This is a genomic window from Flavobacterium sp. N1994, assembly GCF_025947145.1.
Classification (GTDB): Bacteria; Bacteroidota; Bacteroidia; order Flavobacteriales; family Flavobacteriaceae; genus Flavobacterium.
The window spans coordinates 2,963,380-2,982,635 of the sequence record NZ_CP109999.1 but is presented as its reverse complement, the minus strand read 5'-3'; the positions used below and the strand labels follow the sequence as shown (position 1 = coordinate 2,982,635).

Here is a 19,256-nt window from a genome sequence, read left to right as displayed (position 1 = left end):
AAATTAAAGGTTACCGATAGAAACCGATTTTGTACAAGAACATGTTTTACTAGCACCTCTTGAAGTAGGTGGGTTGATAACCGTTAATTTTAAATTAAATGCTCCGATTTTATTACCGGGATTTATTGTAATGTTTGGCTGTCCATTTTGTGTAGCAAAAGACGCAGCAGAATTATTGGATTTAAATTCCCATTTATAAATCGTTCCAGGAACTGATCTATAAACTTCAGAATTTATAGTGAAATTTTGACCTCCATCTCTTAGACGTTTGGCCTCTAAAACACCATTCAAATTACATGCTGGTTGTTGAGCAAATAAAAAATTAGTAAATAGAAAGAGTAAAACAAGTATAAAAAAACTTGGAATACTACCTTTCTTTTCAGAAGTTTTTTTAATGGAATTTGTTGTGTTTTGTGAATAATTCACTCGACTAAAATCCATCTTAAAGCCGTTTTCTTCTACAGGAGAACTGTAGTCTCGAATGTGCAGGCATTCTAGAAAATTAATTAAAGTACTGTTTTTCATAATGATTAGGTATTAAATTTATACCACATCATGAATAGGATCAGTTTAGTATTTTAGTATGACTAATTAAAATTTGATATTCAAACTTAATGTAGTCAATTAAGAAATAATTGATGGTAGATGTTAATTGGGATGATAAAAGTATATAGAAAAAATAATGGATGTTAAAAAAACCTAAAATTTTCTATGAATGAATTTATTTCATCGATTAAGTGCAGTTTTTCAAAGTTAAAAAAATTAATTTAATCGATTATATGCTTTTTTGTGTAGTTAAAAAGAAATTGAAAGAAAAAAATTGCTAATAATAAACTAATTTATCAATATCAATAAAATGGCAATTATCTGTTTCATTTGGGTTCATTTTATTACTTAAAAAGTAAGGTTACAAACATTACTCATTTTTCATATCTTTTTATATAATAAGGGCTCTTTAATTTAAATTAAAGAGCCCTTATTATTATTTTTAAAATCGACTACTGTTTAATCACCCTAGTAGTTTCAATTTCTCCTCCTTGATTAACAACGATATTGTAAATTCCAGTAGGGTAACGCTCACCTGTTTTAAATTCAGATACTTCAGACAGATTCAGTTCTCGCTCCTCCATTAATCTACCAGTCATGTCGTATACAGAAACTCCAACTTTTTCCTCACTAGTGGTAGTTAAATTTAAATTGAAATTCTGTGAATATGGATTTGGATAACTAAAAACAGAAATCAACTTATTAGTAGCACATACATTATAATATACTATTATTGGTGAACTATAAACAGCAGTTGCATCGCAATCTCCATTAATAAATTTGGCTCTAAAGTAATTTTTTCCAGCTGTTGCGGTTGTTACAGTATAACTTGGTCCGTTAGCACCATCTATTAGTGTGTAATCAGTTGATGTAGGGGCTGTATTTGAATTAAGTGGGACAACAGCTGTTTCCCAAAGAATTTTAGTAGCACTATACCCTTGTCTAACATTCAAAACTTTAGTAGCAGAAGTACATATTGGGTACCTAACACTTCCTGAAGTTGTAGGTGAGTTAATTGATCTAGCAATTGGAGCTGCATAAATTCTCACTGAAACTAGTGTTCTTGGTCCCTCAATTGAGTTTATCGTTTGTGATACATAATAATTTCCTGTAACCAAAACTGTCGTTGATGCCAATGCTGCGCCTCCTGTTGCAACAGTATACCATTTCAATGAAATTCCAGTTGCCACTAAGTCTGAAACAGTAGCTGAAATACAGAATGTTTGTGCTAAAGCTATTGGAGCAGTAACAATATTGCTAACAGTTACAGCCACTAAAGTTCTAGCACTTTCACATGAATTTAATGTTTGTGAAACATAATAATTACCTGTAGATATTGAAGTCGTTGACAACAAAGCGCTTCCGCCAATTGCAACAGTATACCATTTCAATGAAGTTCCTGTTGCTACTAAATTAGCAACAGTAGCTCCAGCATTAAATGATTGAGAAGTTGCAGTTGGAGCAGGTGTTACATTTACTGTTACTGCAACTATTGTTCTATTACTTTCACATGAATTTAAAATTTGAGAAACATAATAATTACCAGAACTCAAAGTAGTATTTGATGCTAAAGCAGTTCCACCAGTAGATACATTATACCAACTTAAAAAAGATCCAGTCGCCACTAAATTAGAAACAGTAGCTGAATTACAAAAAGTCTGAGCTGATGCCAATGGTGCAACTGTTGTATTTACTGTTATAGCAACAGCTGTTCTTGCACTCTCACATGAGTTTACTGTTTGTGAAACATAATAATTTCCAGAAACTAAGGCAGTATTCAATACTAAAGCCGTTCCGCCAGTCGCAACATTGTACCATTTCAAAGAAGTTCCCGTTGCAACTAAATTAGCAACAGTAGCTCCATTACAAAATGTCTGTGCTGATGTCGATGGAGTTGCCACCGTACTTACTGTTATAGCAACAGCTGTTCTTGCACTTTCACAAGAGTTTACTGTTTGTGAAACATAGTAATTACCAGAAGCTAAGGCTGTACTTGAAACTAAAGCTGTTCCGCCAGTAGCAACATCGTACCATTTCAAAGAGGTTCCAGTTGCCACTAAATTAGCAATAGTAGCTGAATTACAGAAAGTTTGAGCCGTTGCTGTTGGCGATGCAGTTGTATTGATTGTCACCGCAACAGTAGTCCTTGTACTTTCACATAAGTTTAGTGTTTGTGACACATAATAGCTTCCTGTTGTCAAAGCTGTAGTTGAGGCTATAGCCGTTCCGCCTGTTGCAACAGTATACCATTGTAAAGAAGTTCCAGTTGCGACTAAATTAGCAATAGTAACTGAATCACAAAAAGTTTGAGCTGTTGCAATTGGTGCAGCTGTAGTATTAACAGTAACAACTGCCAATGTTCTAGTACTTTCACATGAGTTTACTGTTTGCGAGACATAATAATTCCCAGAAACTACTGCTGTACTCGAAGCTAAAGCTGTTCCTCCGGTCATAACATTATACCATTGCAAAGAGGTTCCCGTTGCCACTAAATTAGCAACAGTAGCTCCATTACAAAAAATTTGAGCCGATGCTGATGGGGCAAAAGTTGTGTTTATCGTTACTGCTACTATTGTTCTAGGACTTTCAACTGAATTTACAGTTTGTGATACATAATAATTCCCTGTATTTAGTAATGTTGTTGTAGATAATGGAAGACCACCAGTAGCAACATCATACCATTTTAATGAATTTCCGGTGGCACCTAAATTAGCAACAATAGCCCCATTACAAAATGTTTGGGAGTTAGCTATTGGAGCAGCAGGTGTTGAGTCAATAATTACAGTAACTAATGTTCTTGAACTCTCACATGAATTTAATGTTTGTGACACATAATAATTACCGCTTACTAAAGCTGTTGTTTGTGTTAAAGACGTTACTGTTGTTGCATTACTATACCATTTCAAAGCCGTTCCAGTAGCCACTAAATTGGCAACAATAGCAGAATTATTAAAACTTTGAGTTGCAGCAGCAATTGGTGGAGTTGTTATGTTTACTGTTACCGCAACAGTTGTTCTAACACTTTCACAAGAGTTTACTGTTTGAGATACATAATAGTTTCCTGTTGTCAAAGCCGAAGTTGAAGCTAAAGCTGTTCCTCCTGTCGACACATTATACCATTGCAATGAAGTTCCAGTGGCAACTAAGTTCGAAACTGTAGCTCCATTACAAAAAGTTTGTGAACTTGAAGTTGGCGCACTAGTATTATTAATTGTAACAATTACTAATGTTCTTGAACTTTCGCATGAATTTACTGTTTGTGTAACATAAAAATTGCCTGACACCAAACTAAAGGTTGACGCTAAAGCAGTTCCTCCAGTAGTAACTGTGTACCATTTTAAAGCAGTCCCAGTTGCTACTAAATTAGCTACAGTCGCTCCATTACAAAATGTTTGTGACGTTGCTGTTGGTGCAGCGGTTATGTTTACAGTTACTGAAACAGTAGTTCTAGCGCTTTCTATAGAGTTTACAGTTTGTGATACATAATAATTCCCTGTAGTTAATGGTGTAGTTAAGGATAATGCTGTTCCTCCTGTTGCTACGTTATACCATTGCAAAGAAGTCCCTGTAGCAACCAAATTTGCAACAGTAGCCGAACCACAAAATGTTTGCGACGACGCTGTTGGTGCTCCTGGAGCACTATTAATCGTTACTGCAACTAATGTTCTCGTACTTTCACAAGAGTTTAATGTCTGTGATACATAATAATTTCCTGTACTTAATAGTGTCGTTGAGGCTAAAGCAGTTCCTCCTGTTGCAACAGTATACCATTGCAGTGAAGTTCCCGTAGCAACTAAATTTGAAACTGTAGCTGAATTATTGAAAGTCTGTGCCGTTGCTATTGGTGCAACTGTTGTATTTAAAATAACATTAACTGTAGTTCTTGAACTCTCGCATGCATTTACTGTTTGTGTGACATAATAATTACCAGTTATCAATGCTATAGTAGATGCTAAAGCTGTTCCGCCTGTTGCTACATTATACCATTGTAAAGAAGTTCCTGTAGCAACTAAATTAGAAACTGTAGCCGAATTACAAAAAGTCTGCGCTGATGCAGATGGAGAGACTGTCGTATTTACTGTTACACCAACTGTTGTTCTAGCACTTTCACATGAATTTAATGTTTGTGATAAATAATAATTCCCTGTAGTTAATGGTGCAGTTGACGCCAAAGCAGTTCCTCCAGTTGTAACAGTATACCATTTTAATGAAGTTCCAGTAGCTACTAAATTAGCTACAGTAGCTCCGTTGCAAAATGTTTGTGTCGTTGCTAATGGTGCTGCGGTTAAATTTACAGTTATTGCAACAGTAGTTCTAGCACTTTCTATTGAGTTAACGGTTTGTGAAACATAATAATTTCCTGTAGTTAATAGTGAAGTGGATGCTAATGCTGTTCCTCCTGTTGCTACGTTATACCATTGCAAAGAAGTCCCTGTAGCAACCAAATTTGCAACAGTAGCCGAACCACAAAATGTTTGTGCCGTTGCTGCTGGTGCTCCTGGAGCACTATTAATTGTTACTGCAACTAATGTTCTCGTACTTTCACAAGAGTTTAATGTCTGTGATACATAATAATTTCCTGTACTTAATAGTGTCGTTGAGGCTAAAGCAGTTCCTCCTGTTGCAACAGTATACCATTGCAGTGAAGTTCCCGTAGCAACTAAATTTGAAACTGTAGCTGAATTATTGAAAGTCTGTGCCGATGCTGTTGGTGCAACTGTTGTATTTAAAATAACATTAACTGTAGTTCTTGAACTCTCACATGAATTTACTGTTTGTGTGACATAATAATTACCTGTTATCAATGCTATAGTAGATGCTAAAGCTGTTCCGCCTGTTGCTACATTATACCATTTTAAAGCAGTTCCAGTGGCTACTAAATTAGCTACAGTAGCTGAATTACAAAAAGTCTGTGCCGATGCTGTTGGTGCAATGGTATTATTTATTGTTACAGATACTGCTGTTCTAGTACTTTCGCATAAATTTAATGTTTGTGATACATAATAATTTCCGGTAGTTAATGGTAAAGTTGACCCTAATGCTGTTCCTCCCGTTGCTATGTTATACCATTGCAGAGAAGTTCCTGTGGCTACCAAATTGGCAACTGTAACTCCATTACAAAATGTTTGTGAAGTTGATATAGGAGGTGCGGTCGTATTTAAAGTAACATTGACTGCAATTCTTGAGCTCTCACATGAATTTAATGTTTGTGATACATAATAATTCCCGGTAGCCAATACTGTAGTTGAGGCTAATGCTGTTCCTCCAGTTGTAACAGTATACCATTTTAATGAAGTTCCACTAGCAACTAAATTAGCAATAGTAGCTCCATTACAGAATGTTTGAGACGTTGCTGTTGGTACAGCAGTTATATTAACAGTTACTGCAACAGTTGTTCTAGCACTTTCTATTGAGTTTACGGTTTGTGAAACATAATAATTCCCTGTAGTTAATGGTGTTGTTGAAGCTAATGCTGTTCCTCCTGTTGCTATGTTATACCATTGCAGTGAAGTTCCAGTAGCTACCAAATTTGAAACAGTGGCTCCATTACAGAATGTTTGTGATGTTGCTATTGGCGCAGGTGGAGTTGTTCCTGAAGCAGCAGTTGCAAAACTTATTGTTGTTGTTCCTGTCCCACTATAATTAGAAGCTGAAATAGTGTAAACCGTTGTTGCTTTAACTTCTGTTGGAGTACCAGACAAAACACCAGTAGTAGTATTAAAATTAATTCCAAGTGGTAAGTTTGGAGTAATTGTATATGGATCAATTGAAGTTATTTTTCTTATACGTTGAGTGTAGGAATCTGCGACGAATACATTTCCAGATAAATCCGTTGTTACGCCAACAGGAAAATAGAATGAAGCAACATTGCCAATTCCATCAACATAATTACTAGAACCATCACCAGCATATGTACTAACTAATCCCGTGTTTGTAATTTTTCTAATAACTGAATTATAGTAATCTCCAACATAAATATTTCCTGATGTATCAAGAGTAATTCCAATTGGATTATAAAAATTAGCTAATGTTCCTTGACCTTCTGTATAACCAGCAAAACTACCCGCAAATGTACTTACAGTTCCATCAGTTGCTATTTTTCTAATTCTGTTATTTGCTGTATCAGCTACATATATAATACCTGTTGCATTATCAATAGCTATCCCTTGCGGATTCTTAAACCTAGCTATGGTTGATGCACCATCTGCATATCCTGAAAGAATATATCCTGCAACTGTAGTTACCATACCAGTAGTACTTATTTTTCTAATACGACTGTTTTTGGTATCTGCAACATATATATTTCCAGAAGCATCAACAGTTAAACTGTAAGGATTGTTAAATTTTGCAGCAGCACCTTGACCATCAAGATAACCCGCAGTCCCATCACCTGCAATAGTTGTTACTATTCCTGTGCTAGTAACTTTACGAATACAATTATTAAAGGTATCTGCAACATATATATTTCCAGCAGAATCAAGTGCTATTCCTTTTGGATTATTAAAATAAGCTGTTGCTCCTTGCCCATCAACAAATCCAGTAGTGGTGTTACCAGCAAGTGTAGAAACAATACCATTTGTGGAAACTTTTCTTATACAAGAATTAAAATCATCTATAACATAAATTATACCTGTTGATGTAACAGCAACTGCTACTGGACTATTAAACATTGCCATTGTACCTCCTTGCCCGTTTTCTAAACCACGAACAGCCGATCCAGAATATGTTGATGTATCTCCTACGTTAGTTATTTTTCTAATACAATTATTAGTAACATCAGCGACAAAAGCATTACCTGAAGAATCAACAGTAATTCCTTCTGGGTATTTAAATGTAGCCACTGATCCTATCCCATTAACTGCTCCAAAACCACCTGTACCTGACAAGGTAGTTACCAACCCAGTATTACTTATTTTTCGAATACAATTATTATTATAATCAACAACGTATAAATTTCCTGATGTATCAGCAGCTAATGCTCTAGGGGCATTAAATTGCGCGACTATTCCCTGACCATTAACAAGTCCAGGACTACCATTTCCTACAACAGTTGTTACTAATCCAGTATTTGATATTGCACGGATACGATTGTTAGATGTATCGCTTATATATATTACATTTGAACTAACAGCAACACCAACAGGATTATTAAATTTAGCTAGAGTTCCTTGACCATCTAAAAAACCAGCTGTTCCGTCTCCTGCAATTGTTGTCACTAATCCTGATGTTGAGATCTTTCTAATACGATTGTTACCTGAATCCGCAACGTAAACGTTTCCAGATGCATCAACTCCCAATCCTTTTGGGTTCAAAAATAAAACAGAAGTACCTTGCCCGTCAAGATAACCTGATGTGGTTACATTTCCTGCAAGTGTCGAAACTACACCTAGTGAAGATATTTTTCGAATGGCACTAGAATTAGATTCCGTAACGTATACATTTTCCGAAGCATCAACAGCAATAGAATAAGGTAAATTAAATTGTGCAACTGTTCCATCTCCATTTGCAAACCCAGGAATACCAGTCCCTGCAAAAGTTGACACAAAACCAGAAGCTGTTATTTTTCGAATACAATGATTTTGACTATCCGCAACATAAATGTTTCCAGATGTAGCAATAGCAACTCCAGTTGGACTATAATATTTAGGTGACGCAATTGTTCCATCTGCATAACCAGACACTCCATTTCCAGCAACGGTCCCTACATTAGCTCTAACTGATGGAGCTCCTCCACTATTTGTTGGTGTTAGTGGAGAGATTGCGTTGTTAATAATATAATTGTTTTGTACCCCTGAATAAGATATGCTTGGTACTTGTGCTAGAAGAAATGAGTTAGACGCTACTATGAAAAGTAATAACAAAATTCTTTTCATGTATAATTGTCTTTCATTTGATAGTTTTGGCTCTAATAAAATATAATTATCAAGAGTTACTTTTATCATTTCAACTAAATTAAAATATGTTTTAGTATTTTTTTTCATTTGGATTTAGTATTGCAATGATATATAATTTTTATTTTTTAAATGCTTTCAAATCAAAAGATTGGCAAATTTTAACATCTTAAAAATGTAGGTTTTTTATTAAAAATTACTTATCAATAGTTATCAACAAAATATTGTTTTTATTGTATTTAATTTTTTTTAACATTTTTTATTTATATATTTTACTCTATTTGTTAAATAGATAATTAATATATTATATATTAACATTTTAATGAATTTAATAACCGAAAGAAAATACATCTAAACTAAGATTTTATCTGTGAAGTGTAAAAATATCCGTTGAAATACATTCTTTTTTATTTAGTAAGATTTTTAACGTTAAAAATAAAATCTCATTTTTCGGATTCAAAAAAAGATACTTTATTCGTACAATTATAAATACTCTTTTACAATTCTACAGTAGAACTTTTAACTGCTTAATCACTATAACAATATTAAACATTTTATCGATTAAAATACAAATAAAATCGATTAAGTACACATTTTAACTAATTTATAAAGAAATATTCTTATATTTTTTATATTAAAATCTAAATTTACTTTTGCACATAAAAAAACCTCTTCGTTTCCAAAGAGGTTATTTTTTATAAATCCCATCAGCTTTATAAATCCAACTTATAAGTTCTTCGTCTTTTGAAAGTTACGGGCTCAAAATGCTTCCACATGTTGTGAATTGCGTGATTGTCTTCTAATTCTGGAGTTCTAATACAGTTTTGAATCTTTTTCTCTTTAAAGGTAATATAGTATTCATTGAAAATAATGGCGGTAACTCCTTTGCTCTGATATTCTGGGTCAATACCTATTAAATAGAAGAGTACATCTTTGCTCTCTTTTTTAGCTTTAAGTAAGTGATAAAATCCAAAAGGAAATAATTTACCTTTGGTCTTTTGCAATGCTTCTGAAAAACTTGGCATAACGATACTAAAGGCAACCATATTATCATCTTTATCCATAACAAATTTGATGTATTCAGGATTGATGAAACTGATGTATTTCTTTTTAAAATATTCCTTTTGAACATCGGTAATAGCAACAAACGAAGACAAGTTAGCATAGGATGCGTTGAATAAGTCAAACATTTTGTCTACATAAGGTAGAATATCTTTGGTATTTGTAAAATTTAATGCTGTAAGTTGGTATCGTCTTTTTATCAACTCATTAGGTTTTACAAAAAACTCTGTCTTTACATTAGTAAACGGAAACTTGTTTTCGAGATATTCTTTCTCCTTAACGTAGACTAACTTTTCTAAATGGTCTTTATAGTACGGAAAATTATACCAAGTAATCATAGATCCAATTTCATCAAAACCTTCCGTCAGCACCCCTACTTTATCCAAATTTGAAAAACCCATTGGTCCTTCTACATATTCCAACTTGTTTTTTTTGCCCAATTCATAAACTTTCTCAAGCAATGCTTTGGTCACCTCTATATCATCTATTACATCCCACCAACCAAAACGCACTTTACGCTTTTTCTGATGATTTACTTCATCCCAATTGATGATAGCAGCAATTCTCCCAACAATTTTATCCTTTTGGTAAGCCAAATAAAAAGTAGCTTCTGCCGATTTAAAGGCTGGGTTTTTTGATTTGTCAAAAGTATCTAACTCATCATTAATTAATGGTGGAACCCAATAAGGATTATTTTTATATAGGAAAAAAGGAAATAACACAAACTCCTTAAGTAGTTTTTTAGTATTGGCTTCGACTATTGTAATCATTTATTTGGTCTTTTCTAATTCTACTTCGTCTTTACGCTTTTTGCCTTTATCTTTTTTTGATTCTTTATCTTTCTTTTTATCTTTTTTATCGCCTTTTACTCTTTTGTAATTGACTTCATAATTACTATCAAAACGCCAAGCCATCCCAATATTGACCAAAAGCAACGATGGTGTTTCTTTTACGTTTTTACTAAATGAAGCATCCAACTGAATATTTTCACGAACCAAATAAGCCGCTCCTAAACGAAATACAGTATCTGCATAATAATCACTTTTATATCCTTGAAACTCCAAAAACCCTGACCAACGCATATTAAATCCTCTCGTCATTGTGGATATAAAACCCAGCGTTGGATAATCCGTCATGTATTTATCCGCAATAATATTATTAACCCAAACCCATTTAGTTCCAAAATGATGCTGTGTAATTACCATCAATTTGGGGCTTATAGTTTTGTCCGATGGAAAAGTAAACGGATTGTTCCCAAATTTTAAATTCACTCCGGCATAAACCGCAACAGCTGGAATAAATTGGCTCCATTTGAAACTATGATTAGCTCTCCAACTATATAAATTGGGCTTGTCTTCTTTTATAAATGGATCATAAACCAAATATTTTGCCCCAACAGTAACTTGTTTAAAACCGCCTCTAGTATCATTTACCAGAGGAGCTTCATACCAATCATATTGGTATTGAGTATTTAAATCAAATTCAAATTGATCAAAAAAAGCACCGTATCTAACATCTAATTCAGTCCCAAAACCGTTGGCTTGATATCGCAATAAATCATGCTTTTCTCTAATAGCATACAATCCTGCCTCAGCTTGAATCACTGTTTTTCCAACGGAAAATGCTGACATAGACTTACCAGGTCTATTGGAATTTATAATATCAGTATATTGTGCATATTGAGTAGCTGAAATTAGAAGAAAACCAGCCACTAACATTTTTTTTAAATTCATCATAAAGCAAGGAGATTAAGCATTGAATCTTTGTCAACCAAAAGTAATATATTTTATCATTTATTTAAGACGGCAAAGCGAAATTTAAATTGTGGAATTTAGTATTTTTGACAAAATTATTTTAACAATGGAAACCGCATCTTTCAACGGACTTATTGATACGCTTATCTTCATAATAGTTTTTTATTATGCTGCTAAATTCCTAGCCCGTTTATTTTTACCAGTCATTGCCAAAAAAGTAGTCGAAAAAGCTTCGCAGCAATTCCAACAACAACAGCAAAATTATCAACAACAAACTCAGTCACAAGCTACTTCTTCTGAAAAACCAAAAGAGAAAAAAATCGTAGGCGACTATGTTGATTTTGAAGAAATAGAATAATTTAGTACTCCAATCAGGAACACCTTACCTAAACCACACCCGAAGCGTAGCTGAATTGTTTGAAGCGCAGCGGAAAAAAACCAAATTAAATGAAGCAACTGCAAAAGTTATATCCACATCTATTAGCCATTATTGGTTTCATTATTATCTCTTTAGTCTACTTCTATCCCGTTATTCAAGGCAAAAAAATCTACCAATCCGATATTGCAAAATATACTGGAATGGCCAAAGAGCAAATCGACTTCAGAGCCGAAACTCATACCGAACCTTATTGGACAAACTCATCCTTTGGTGGTATGCCCACTTATCAATCAGGAGCTAATTACCCAAATGATTATATCGGAATGTTGGATAACGCTATTCGTTTTCTTCCTCGCCCCGCGGATTATTTATCCCTCTACTTTTTAGGATTTTATGCCTTAATGTTAGTCTTTAGAGTTGATCCTTTAAAAGCTTTCTTTGGAGCACTTGCCTTCGGATTATCAACCTATTTGATTGTGATTCTCGGCGTTGGACATAATGCCAAAGCCCATGCCATTGGGTATATGCCGTTTGTAGTAGCTGGGTTTATTCTAGTCTTCCGAAAGAAATATATTCATGGTGGAATTCTAACCATGCTGGCCGTTGCTCTCGAAATTACAGCCAATCACTTCCAGATGACTTATTATTTATTGTTGCTTTTGATAGTAATGGGTTTCTTTTTTGTGTACCAACTTTATCAAGAAAAGGACTTAAAATCGTTACCTAAAATCATAGGGACATTTATAGTCGCAATAATTCTTGCAGTCGGCGTAAATGCCACAAGTTTAATGGCAACCAAAGAATACACTGATTTCAGTACTCGTGGAAAAAGCGAATTGACTTTCAACACGGATGGTACTAAAAAAGAAGGCAACATTTCAATGGACAGAGATTATATCACTGAATATAGTTATGGAATTGTAGAAAGTCTAAACTTATTTTCTCCTCGATTATTTGGAGGCGGTAATAACCAAAAGCTAGGAGAAGATTCTCATGTCTACAATTTTATGTTGAATTATGGTGCCTCTTCTGAAGAAGCAAAACAACTTACCGACAACTACGCAGTAACCTATTGGGGAGACCAACCACAAGTAGCAGCGCCCGCTTATATTGGAGCAGTTGTTTTCTTCCTTTTTGTATTGGCATTGTATCATGACAAACGTAAAATAAAATACGCTCTAGTTGCCGGAGCTGTATTCTCATTACTCCTTTCTTGGGGTAAAAACTTATCGGTACTGACAGACTTCTTCATTGATTATGTTCCGATGTATGACAAGTTTAGAGCTGTGTCTTCTATTCAAGTTTTATTAGAATTGTGCATACCTGCTTTAGCTATTATGGGACTGCAATCCTTCTTTACGGATGAAGAAAATCGTTGGAAAAGCTTATGGAAAACAGGAGCCACAACCTTAGGAATTATAGTTTTACTCTTTGTTTGCAAAAGCATGTTCCATTTCTCAGGTGAAATTGATAGCCAACTTATTGAAGCTTTAAAACAACATCCTGATAAAGCATTCGGACCTCAATTCATAGACGCGCTGAAAGAAGATAGAAAAGATTTGTATTCTGCCGATTTATTACGTTCTGGGTTTTTAATTGCGGTTAGTTTTGGAGTACTTTATTTTTATATCAAAAATAAACTGGCTGCCAATACCGCTGTGATTTTAATTGGAATATTCATGGTGGGCGATTTGTTCTTTGTAGATAAAAATTATGTTAGTAATGATGGAAAACAATTCAGAAGCGCTCAAGAGGTAGACCTTCCTTACCAAGCCACCCAAGCAGATTCTTTGATACTACAAGACACTACAAACTTTAGAGTATACGAAGTAGCTGGAGGAATTTACAGTCCACGTTCTTCTTACTTCCACAAATCCATTGGAGGTTATAGTGCCGTTATGCCTAGACGCTTCAAAGAAGTGTACGAGTACCAAATAGAAAAAAGCATGTCGGATTTGGGTAGCATTATCGACCCTAAAACACTATCACTTTCTAAAAGTCTCCCAGTTATCAATGCCTTCAATATTAAGTATTTAATCGTTGGCACTGAAAAAGGCGATATTCCAATTGTAAATCCGTTTCATAATGGGAATGCTTGGTTTGTAACTAAAATTGAGGCTGTTAATTCTGCTGATGAAGAACTGAAAGCTTTAGGAAAAATTGATACTAAAGAAATCGCTGTTAGACAAAAAGAAAAAGATGAAAAGTCTTTTGAAATCTCTTTGCCATTTGCTAAAGATAGTTTAGCTTTTATAAAACTCGATTTATACAAACCAAACCATTTGATATACACTTCTAATAACACCAATAATGGCTATGCTGTCTTTTCTGAAATCTATTATAAAAATGGCTGGAAAGCTACTATCGATGGCAAGGAAAGCGATATCCAAAAAGTAGATTACACCTTAAGAGGTATGTTTATCCCAAAAGGAAAACACACCATCGAGTTCAAATTTGAGCCACAAGTGGTAAAAACGGGAAGCCTTATTGCACTGATTAGCTTTATAGTTATGGTATTGGCCATTATAGCTGGCGTATATTTAGATAACAGAAAAAAGACGTAATGTCAGCACCAAAGAAACTTTTAATCATCACTTATTATTGGCCCCCAGCAGGCGGACCGGGAGTGCAACGTTGGTTAAAGTTTGTCAAATATTTACCCGATTTTAATATCCAGCCGATAGTCTACATTCCTGAAAATCCAACCTATCCTATTATTGATAACGGATTAGAAAGCGAAGTTTCAGAAAAGGCAATTATTCTCAAAAGACCCATCTTCGAACCTTATGGTTTGGCTTCTTTTTTTGGTAAAAGCAAAACCAAGAAAATCAGTTCGGGTATCATTCCCAATCAGAAGAAACAATCTTTTTTAGAAAAGACTTTGCTCTGGGTTCGAGGCAATCTCTTTATTCCTGATGCGCGTTTTCTTTGGGTGACTCCATCTGTAAAGTATCTTAAAAAATACATCCAGGAAAATAATATTGATACCATTGTTACATCGGGACCGCCGCATAGTTTGCATTTAATTGGTCTAGCACTAAAAAAAGAATTAGATGTAAAATGGTTTGCCGATTTCCGTGATCCTTGGACTACCATTGGGTATCACAAAGCTTTGAAATTATCTTCGTATGCCGAAAAGAAACACAAAGCATTAGAAAAAGAAGTGTTGACAACTGCCGATACCCTAATTGTCACAAGCAAAACTACCAAAACCGAGTTCCAAGCCATAACATCCAAACCTATTGAAGTCATTACCAATGGCTATGATGTGGAGAAAATCGAGAAACAAGCTTTAGACGAAAAGTTTACTTTAGCGCATATTGGTTCCTTTTTATCCGAAAGAAATCCAACGATACTTTGGCAAGCATTACAGGAATTAGTTTCTGAAAATGCCCCCTTCAAAAACGATTTCCGACTAAAATTAATAGGTGCCACTAGTCAAGAAGTTTTGGATACGATTACCGAATTTAAACTAAAAGATTACATTCAAAATTTAGGCTACGTCTCCCATCAAGAAGCGGTGGAGCATCAAAGAAAATCACAAGTTTTATTACTCATCGAAATCGATTCTCAAGATACCAAAAGCATCATTCCAGGAAAGTTATTTGAATATATGGTTTCTGAAAGACCTATAGTAGCCATTGGCCCAAAGGATTCTGACTTTGCCGAAATCATTACAACAACCAATACTGGAGTTTTCTTTAATTATAACGAAAAAGAAAAACTAAAAGCATTACTTTTGAAGTACTATCAGGAATACCAAAATCAAAACTTGAAAGTTCATGCGGTTGGATTACAGCAATATTCTAGAAAAAGCCTAACGGAACAATTGTCAAAACTCGTAATTCGTAATTCGTAATTTAATATGGGCATCGTTCAAAGTCAATCCATCAAAAACACCTTTCTTACCTTTCTTGGTTTTGGGATTGGCGGGATTAATGCTTTGTTTTTTTACACTAATTTTCTCGGGAAAGAGCATTACGGAGTCATAACTACAATTCTTTCGGGAGCCAATATCATGATGCCGTTGATGGCTTTTGGAGCACAGAATACTTTAATTAGATTCTTTTCTTCGTATAAAAATCAAAAAGAACGCGACGAGTTTCTGACGTTTATGCTCTTTCTTCCACTTGCTTTAATCCTACCTGTTGCTTTAGCCTTTTATATTTTTTACGATGAAATTTCACACAGCTGGATTGAGGAAAACCCAATACTTAAACCATTTTTTTGGCTTATTCCACTAATTGGCCTTTTTATGGCTTATTGCGAGGTTTTTTATGCTTGGGCAAAAGTTCATATGAAATCAGTCACAGGAAGTTTCATTTATGAAGTTTTGTTGCGGTTTATCGTAATGATTTTATTAGTAGCAGTCCATTTCGACTGGCTTGCCAAAGATACTTTTGTCTATTGTGTTGCCATTGCCTATTTAGCGCAATTGATCGGAATGCAACTCTATGCTTTTTCGGTTAAAATGCCGGTATTGCGATTTGCCATTCCCGAAAACGTTAAGGAAATCGTTTATTATTCGATTTTCATAATTGTTTCGGGCGGTGTTGCTGTAATGCTAATCGATTTCGATAAAGTAATGATTGCTAAATACCTTCCGATAAGTGAAAATGCCTTGTACTCTGTTGCGATTTTTATCTCAACCGTAATTGCGGTTCCAAGTCGAGCCATGACTCAAATTATTGCTCCAATTACCGCCAAATTAATGGTAGAAAACAAACACGATGAACTGAATGATCTATATAAAAAAAGTGCCATTAACCTCCAAGTGATAGGTGGCTTTATCATGATACTGATTTTTGTCAACATCAAAGAAATGTACCATCTGATTCCGAAAGATTATAGTGGTGGAATTTTGGTAGTATTCCTTATCGGATTATCCAAATTCTATGATGTGTTGCTTGGAAACAACAACTCGATTATCGTCAATACTAAACACTATCGAACTGTTTTATTATTTGGCGTTTTTACTGTGGCATTGATGATAGTTTTGAACATGGTTTTTATTCCACTTTACGGTATTGAAGGTTCGGCCTTTGCTACTTTGCTTACCGTGGCTATATATAATACCATCAAACTGATCTTCGTGGTTAAGAAAATGGATTTGTATCCGTTTACCAATAACACCTTGAAATCATTAGCCATATTGGCCCTTTGTTTTTCACTATTTTACTTCTGGGACTTCCCGTTTCACACTATCATTAATATCGGATTGAAATCGATTTTGGTTAGTGTTTTGTATGTTTATCTGAATTACAAACTTCAAATTTCGGAAGAGGTCAACGGCGTTATTGAGAATGTTTTAAGAAAAGTGAAGTTGCTTTAGTTTTTTCGCATAAAGACTTTGGTTTTTTTGTAAATTCGTAATCCGAAATAATTAAACCAACCAAACTCATGAAAAAAATACTAGCAGGACTTCTTGTTTTACTTACTATTACATTCGTTAGCTGTAAATCTGATAAAAAAGAAAACAACGCAGATACCGACAAAAACTTTGCGTCATTTGAAACCAAATTCTTAGACGCCTATTGGAAACAATATCCTTCCCTTTCTATAGCGCAAGGGTATGGCAAATATTACGACAAACTAGTAGTCCCAAATACTGCTTCATTTGAGGCTAATGTGGCTTTTTCTAAAAAATGGTTAGCCGATTTAGCCGCTTTAGATTATGACCAACTAAGCGATAACAATAAAATCAGCAGTGATATTATCAAAAACCAATTGGAAAGCGACATTTGGTATACCACTGTTTTCAAACAACAAGAATGGGATGCTTCTATCTACAACATCAGCGGTTCTTGTGACTATATCATCAACCAACCTTATGCGCCTTTAGAGGAACGCTTAAAAATATTGTCTCACTTTTTAGAGAACTCGGATGCCTACTATAAAGCGGCTTTGGAAAACTTGAAACAACCTACCAAAGAACATTTGGAAATGGCCATCAATCAAAATAAAGGAGGTTTGGAAATCTTTGGCAAGTCCTTAAACGATTCTATTGCTGCCTCTAAACTAAATACAGCCGATAAAGAAAGTTTACAAAAAAACATCAACAAAGCCATCACAGCTATGAATGGCTATGTAAGTGGTTTACAAAAAATAGATGCCGATAAAAACTTCAAGTTCAAAGACTTTAGAATAGGGAAAAAACTATTTGCTGAAAAGTTTAAATACGATTTAGCAACCGACTTTACTCCAGAACAGATTTATGAAAAGGCTATTGCCGATAAGAAACTATGGCACAACAAAATGTTTGTCACTGCCGATAAAGTGTGGACCAAATATTACCCAACCACTGCCAAACCCAAAGACAGCTTAGAAGTAATCCGAATGGTGTTGAGCAAAATGCAGTTAAATCACCCTACGCCTGCTGAGTTTTATCCAACCTTAAAGAAACAGGTAACCGAATTGAAAAAGTTCATCATCGAAAAAAACTTATTTGATTTTGATACGGCATCAACACCGATTGTAGTGCGTTACATGCCAGTTTACGCCAGAGGTTTTGCCATGGCTAATGCAGAGTTTATTCCGCCTTACCAAAAAAAGGGAACCACTTATTACAATATTGATGACTTAACACAATATCCTCCTGCCAAAGCCGAAAGCGCTTTACGCGAAACCAATTCGTATTCTTCTCAAATATTATCCATCCACGAAGCCGTGCCTGGTCATTGCGTGCAAGGGATTTACAACAACAAAAAATCACCGGATGTCTTGCGTTCTGTGTTCCAAAATGGTGCTATGATTGAAGGTTGGGCGGTGTATTGCGAAGGCATGATGGTAGAAAACGGTTGGGGCAATCACGAACCTGAAATTGAATTAGCTCTTGGTGTTTGGAAACTTCGTGAGTTAGCCAACGTGATTATTGATTATGACATTCAGTGTTTAAATACTCCAAAAGCTGACATCGTAAAACTATTAACCAAAGAGTGTTTTCAAACGGATCAACAAGTGGAAGAAAAGTACCACCGTGCCACCGTTTCTCAAGTACAACTTTGCTCTTACTTTAGTGGTTCAACAGCTATTCAACAGCTTAGAGAAGATTACAAAAAGAAAATGGGCGACAAGTATAGCTTAAAAGATTTCCACGAGAAATTCTTGAGCTTTGGAAGTTCTCCGGTGAAATACATTCGCGAACGTATGTTGCAATAAGTTTAAATCCTAAATTAATAAACCATGGCATACATAAATCCTTATTTACTGTTTAACGGGAATTGCGAAGAAGCCTTCCTATTTTATCAATCTGTTTTTGGTGGTGAGTTTCCTTATATGGGAAAATTCAAAGACATGCCTGCTGATGACAATTGTCCTCCACTCACGGCAGAAGATGCTGAAAGAGTAATGCACGTATCGTTACCCATTGGCAATACCATTTTAATGGGAAGCGATAGCAATTCACAAAGCGGTGATGTGGTAATGGGAGCTAATGTTTCGATTTCTATCAATACCGAAAGTCGTGCCGAAGCAGACAAAATCTTCAACGGATTATCCGCTGGCGGAAATGCTTTTATGCCTATGAATGATACCTTTTGGGGCGCCTACTTCGGGATGTTTATTGATAAATTTGGCATTCATTGGATGGTCAACTTTGACGAAGTACCTCAACAATAATTCAAC

10 protein-coding genes are annotated in these 19,256 nt (G+C 34.9%); 6 read left to right on the top strand and 4 right to left on the bottom strand.

The window, feature by feature from the left end:
* Positions 1-3 precede the first annotated feature (3 nt).
* From OLM53_RS13305 to OLM53_RS13290, 4 genes are all read right to left on the bottom strand, one after another.
* Positions 4-525 (bottom strand): hypothetical protein, encoded by a 522-nt coding sequence (locus tag OLM53_RS13305; RefSeq protein WP_264520709.1) that lies wholly within the window; start codon positions 523-525, stop codon positions 4-6.
* Positions 526-998: 473 nt separating this feature from the next.
* Entirely contained in the window at positions 999-8,528 is a 7,530-nt protein-coding gene (locus OLM53_RS13300; RefSeq protein ID WP_264520708.1) for a T9SS type A sorting domain-containing protein, read from the bottom strand.
* Positions 8,529-9,151: 623 nt separating this feature from the next.
* Positions 9,152-10,270, bottom strand: a complete 1,119-nt coding sequence (locus OLM53_RS13295; RefSeq protein WP_264520707.1) for a GTP cyclohydrolase — start codon at positions 10,268-10,270, stop codon at positions 9,152-9,154.
* A complete protein-coding gene (locus OLM53_RS13290) occupies positions 10,271-11,236 on the bottom strand; it encodes a transporter (RefSeq protein ID WP_264520706.1) in 966 nt (321 codons plus the stop codon).
* Between the two features lie 124 nt (positions 11,237-11,360).
* On the opposite strand from OLM53_RS13290, the gene OLM53_RS13285 reads away from it, so the two are divergent.
* From OLM53_RS13285 to OLM53_RS13260, 6 genes are all read left to right on the top strand, one after another.
* Positions 11,361-11,612 carry a DUF4834 domain-containing protein gene (locus OLM53_RS13285; protein ID WP_264520705.1) on the top strand — a complete coding sequence of 84 codons (252 nt, stop codon included), beginning with the start codon at positions 11,361-11,363 and terminating at the stop codon, positions 11,610-11,612.
* Between the two features lie 89 nt (positions 11,613-11,701).
* Positions 11,702-14,197, top strand: coding sequence for a YfhO family protein (locus OLM53_RS13280; protein WP_264520704.1), 2,496 nt, complete (start codon positions 11,702-11,704; stop codon positions 14,195-14,197).
* On the top strand, positions 14,197-15,492 hold the full coding sequence (locus tag OLM53_RS13275) for a glycosyltransferase family 4 protein (RefSeq protein WP_264520703.1): 1,296 nt from the start codon (positions 14,197-14,199) through the stop codon (positions 15,490-15,492). The genes OLM53_RS13280 and OLM53_RS13275 overlap by 1 nt, the downstream gene beginning before the upstream one ends.
* 6 nt (positions 15,493-15,498) lie before the next feature.
* On the top strand, positions 15,499-16,965 hold the full coding sequence (locus OLM53_RS13270) for a lipopolysaccharide biosynthesis protein (protein WP_264520702.1): 1,467 nt from the start codon (positions 15,499-15,501) through the stop codon (positions 16,963-16,965).
* A 68-nt stretch (positions 16,966-17,033) separates the two neighbouring features.
* Positions 17,034-18,791, top strand: a complete 1,758-nt coding sequence (locus tag OLM53_RS13265; RefSeq protein ID WP_264520701.1) for a DUF885 domain-containing protein — start codon at positions 17,034-17,036, stop codon at positions 18,789-18,791.
* A gap of 24 nt (positions 18,792-18,815) precedes the next feature.
* Complete coding sequence (locus OLM53_RS13260; RefSeq protein WP_264520700.1) at positions 18,816-19,250, top strand: VOC family protein; 435 nt, start codon at positions 18,816-18,818, stop codon at positions 19,248-19,250.
* Positions 19,251-19,256 lie beyond the last annotated feature (6 nt).